This window comes from Alcanivorax sp. HI0044 (assembly GCF_001634945.1).
In genome coordinates, this window is the sequence record NZ_LWEZ01001188.1 from 1 (window position 1) to 4,625 (window position 4,625).

The following is a 4,625-nucleotide window of genomic DNA, read 5'->3' on the forward strand; positions in this document are numbered from 1 at the left end:
GGTTAATGCTCCGGACGATAAATACCAGTGCCGGCTGCTCGGTAGGTTGGTGGCATTGTCCACTGTCAGATTCCCAGACACCTCCAGCGCAGATTCAATGGCGATTTTAGCTGCTTCCTTCAGCATCTCCACACTGAAGTTATCCAGCATAATTTGATCCGGCGTCAGCCCAGCCGCTTCCTCCAGTTCTGCCAGTGTCTCCACTTCCACAATGATTTTCTTGTCCGGCGCCAGTGCCCGTGCGCGCTCAATGGCGGCGGTGATGCCGCCGCAGGCGGTGACGTGGTTTTCCTTGATCAGGAAGGCGTCGTAGAGGCCGATGCGGTGGTTTTGGCAGCCGCCGCAGAGGACCGCGTATTTCTGGCCGGCGCGCAGGCCGGGCAGGGTTTTCCGGGTGTCGAGGATGGTGACCTGGCTGTCGGCCACGGCATCCGCGTAGCGGCGGGCGGTGGTGGCGGTGCCCATCAGGGTTTGCAGGAAATTGAGGGCAGTGCGCTCGCCAGTGAGAATCTTGCGGGTGTTGCCGCGCAGGGTGCACAAAGTGGTTTCGGCTGGGAGACGGTCGCCATCCTGGACATGCCATTCAACGTCCACGCCGCCCAACTGCCGGAAGACTTCGTCGGCCCAGGGCGTGCCACACATGACGGTGTCTTCGCGGGTAATGATGGTGGCCGTGCTGCGACTGTCCGCGTCGATGAGCTGGGCGGTGATATCGCCATCGCGGATATCTTCTTCCAGAGCAAAGGTCACATTGCGCTGAATGTCGTTGCGGACGTAGTCAGGGAGGGAGATGGTCATGCTGGGATGGGTCCTACAAGGTGTGTTTGTGCACTGTAGGAGCTTGCTTGCAAGCGAAGCTGGGCAATTGACGATACCCTGGGTTCGCTTGCAAGCAAGCTCCTACAAATATTCAGTCCGGGCGGCGGTTGGCGAAGAACTCTCGGCTTAGCCGAACCACAATGGGGGACAATAATAACAGAGCGATCAGGTTTGGCACGGCCATCAGGATATTCATGATGTCGGCCAGTGCCCAGACGAAGTTCAGGCTGACTATGGCCCCTAACGGCACGGCCAGTACCCAGACGACCCGGAATGGCATGATCGCCTTGTTGCCGAACAGGAACTGGGTGCAGCGCTCGCTGTACAGGCTCCAGCCCAGCAAGGTAGTAAAGGCAAACACGGCCAGGCTGCAGGCCACAATGATGTTGCCGACACCGCCGAAGGTGGATGAAAACGCCATGGCGGAAAGGGGGGCGCCTTTGACGCCGCTGTCCCACACGCCGGTGGATACAATCGCCAGGCCGGTAACGGAGCAGACAATAATGGTGTCGATAAAGGTGCCGAGCATGGCGATGGAGCCCTGTCGGGCGGGATGGTCCGTGTTGGCGGAGGCGTGGGCGATGGGGGCGCTGCCCAGGCCAGCTTCGTTGGAGAAGATCCCCCGGGCCATACCGAAGCGGATGGCTTCTTTCACCAGTGCCCCGGCAAAACCACCGGCGGCGGCGGTGCCGCTGAAGGCCCCTTCAAAACACAGGGCCAGAGCATCGGGAATGGCGCTGGCGTGATCCGCCAGAACCACCAGGCCTGCCAGCAGATAGGCTAGTGCCATAAAGGGCACAATAAAGGTCGCCACGGTGGCGATCCGTTTCATGCCGCCCAGCACCACCATGCCCACCAGGACCGCCAGAGTGACGCCGGTGATCCAGGGTGGCAGACCAAAGCTGTCATTGAGTCCGTGAGCCACGGAGTTGGCCTGGACGCTGTTACCAATCCCGAAGCCGGCAATCATGCCGAAGACGGCAAAGGCGATGGCCAGCCAGTGCCAGTTCTTGCCCAGGCCGTTTTTGATGTAATACATGGGGCCGCCCACGTATTGCCCGGCGGCATCTTTTTCCCGGAAATGAACGGCGAGGACCGCTTCTGCGTATTTGGTGGCCATGCCTACCAGGGCGATCAGCCACATCCAGACCAGGGCACCAGGGCCACCGGAGTGAATGGCGGTGGCTACGCCGACAATATTACCGGTACCAATGGTGGCAGACAGCGACGTGGCGAGGGCGGCGCCGGCACCGATGGTGCCCACCCCGCGCTGCGGCCCCAGCATTTGCCGAAAGCCAAAACCCAGCTGGCGTAAGGGCAGGAAGCCGAGAATAAGGGTCAGGTAAATGCCTGTGCCAGCGATGAGAATCAGCGCCGGCCATCCCCACAGAAGACCGCTAATCTGTTTGAGTATGGTTACCGTCTGTTCCATGGCTATCGTCCAATGCCCCGAAAGGCCTTAGGCTAGGGGAATTTCCGGGGTAGGGAAAGTGGGGCGTTTTGTTTGTGAGTGCTCGCACACTATTCTGTCAGTGCCAACTAGTTCAAAATTCTTACCCTTGATGCATGATAGCGTATTAAAGTATTAAAGCGTTGGTGCCATACACACCCTAGTTTTTGATGTATTTCACCCAGCCTGTCGCGGGTTCGCCTGCCGGGGGAGCAATGTCCAAGGTCACACAGCTAAAGCCGGTTTCCGGGAAAGCAGCGCCAGGCAGCATGCCGCGGCCGCTTGAGAAGATGTGTGCGCGCTATCTCTCCCTTAGTGGGGCTTATCTGGGAGATATGCTGGATGGTGCCGATGATAAATTGTACGACCTTGCCGAGAAAGAGACAGACGGAGAGCGCGAGCGCTATTTCGAGGCCATGCGTGAGCTGCGCATTCAGCGTGCTGGCTTGATAGGCAGTTTCAAGCAGGCCATCAATCATCAATTTCTAACCCTGGCGCGGCCCCCGGAAACCGAGACACTGGAAAAAACGCCGGTGGACCTAGATTCCCTGACGCTGGTCAATGAGGATGAGCTGGAAACCTCGGTGGCGCTGGATAACATGGCGCGCCGGGCCCGCAATGGCTGTAACGAGCAGCTAAAGGTCCTCTGTCATCGCATCGAATACCTGTTTGAAAGCAAACGGGAAGTGAACGAACACAACAACCCGTTGGAACCCCGCCAGCTGGTCGCCTGTTTCAGCGAAGGGCTGGAAAAGCTGTCGTTGGATATCAAGGCCCGTCTGATCATCCTCAAGCTGTTCGAGCGGGAAGTGATGGCCGAAACCGGCTATCTGGTCAGTGAGGCCAACAAGGTGCTGATCGATGCCGGGGTGTTGCCGGAAATGAAGTCTGCGCCTATCGCCCCGGCACGCAAGCCCGGCTCCCGCTCACTGGCGAGCCAGGGCCAGGGTTCTGACGGTGGGATACCGATGTCAGGGAATGTCGGCGGCCCCAGCAACGATCAGATGTTTGGTTTATTGCAGGAATTGCTGGTGACCATGCGCGGCATGCAGGGAGGCCCGGGTAATGGTGGGGCAGGCGGCGCGCCGGGCGTAGCCAGCGAGGCGGCCATGGCCGTTATGCAGAACGGGGTGCCTTATATGAATGGCGCGCCGGTGGCTAACGCGGCGTCTGTGCATCAGGTCAGCTCCGATGATCTGCTCGGCGTCTTGAACCGCCTGCAGCGGGTAGAGCGTAGTCTCGGAGAGGAGGAAGGCGAAGACCGTGCCGACCTGAAAACGGACCTGTCCGAGCTGCTCGACAATGAGCACGGCGAGGCCATCCATGCCCTGGATCAGGCCGATGATGATGTCATCAATCTGGTGGCCCTGCTGTTCGATTTCATTCTGGATGACGAGGGCCTGCCCTCGGAAATCAAGGCGTTAATTGGCCGCTTGCAGATCCCGCTGCTGAAAGTGGCGATCATCGATAAAACCTTTTTTAGCAACGATAATCATGAAGCCCGCCTATTGCTGAACATGCTGGCCCGGGCCGGTAGCCAATGGGATCCGCAGCAGGGTATCCAGGACGACCTCTACCAGAGGATTAATCAGGCGGTGCACCGCATCATTGATGATTACGAAGATGATGCCAGCCTGTTCTCCTCGCTGTTGCAGGAGTTCCAGCAGTTCTTCGATAACCAGAAAAGCCGTTCCGATCGTGTGGAACAGCGGGTTCGCGAAGCAGAAGAGGGCAAGGCCCGTGCCGAGCAGGCCCGCAGCGAAGTGGTGGCGGTGCTGGATAAGCGCATGGCCGGGCGGCAGCTGCCGGATGTGGTGGTGCGCCTGCTGCGCCAGGGCTGGCAACAGGTGTTGTACTTGACCTGGCTGCGCGAAGGCGAAGATAGCGGATTGTGGCAGCAGCAGGTGAAGGTAGTCGATGCGGTGGTCTGGAGTGTGCTGGAACACCGGGAGCAAGCGGCCCTGGAAAAACTGAAGGATCTGAGTCCGAAGCTGCTCAAGACCCTGCACAGCGGCCTCAGCCAGATCAACTACGATGCGGTGGAAACCAAACAGCTGCTGGTTAAGTTCCGTGATGTGCATCAGCAGCTGCTCAAGGGGCTGCAGACGGAGCGGGTGGCGGTGGAGCCAGAGCAGCCCGCCGAGCCGGTCCAGCCGGAAACGGTGCCGGAATTGCCGGAAAATCATTTCCTGGTGAAGAAATGCAGCCAGCTGCCGCCCGGGCAGTGGATTGAAATTCAGGATGACGGCGAACCTCGCCGCGCCAAGCTGGCGGCCAACATCCGCGCCGGCGTGAAAATGGTGTTTACCAACCGCCGCGGTATCAAGGTGCAGGAGTTTTCTGCTTACACCCTGGC

Annotated in this window: 3 protein-coding genes; 1 reads left to right on the forward strand and 2 read right to left on the reverse strand. The window is 59.4% G+C overall.

Features of this window, described 5'->3' with window-relative positions:
* Both nadC and A3730_RS15905 read right to left on the reverse strand, forming a co-directional pair.
* On the reverse strand, window positions 1-798 hold a 798-nt coding region (nadC, locus tag A3730_RS15900), incomplete at its 3' end, for a carboxylating nicotinate-nucleotide diphosphorylase (protein ID WP_063538427.1).
* Between the two features lie 112 nt (window positions 799-910).
* On the reverse strand, window positions 911-2,251 hold the full coding sequence (locus A3730_RS15905; protein WP_063520922.1) for a sodium:alanine symporter family protein: 1,341 nt from the start codon (window positions 2,249-2,251) through the stop codon (window positions 911-913).
* Window positions 2,252-2,484: 233 nt separating this feature from the next.
* Between A3730_RS15905 and A3730_RS15910 the strand changes: the two genes are divergently transcribed.
* Window positions 2,485-4,625, forward strand: a 2,141-nt coding sequence (locus A3730_RS15910) for a DUF1631 domain-containing protein (protein ID WP_063538429.1), incomplete at its 3' end; no start/stop codon positions are given.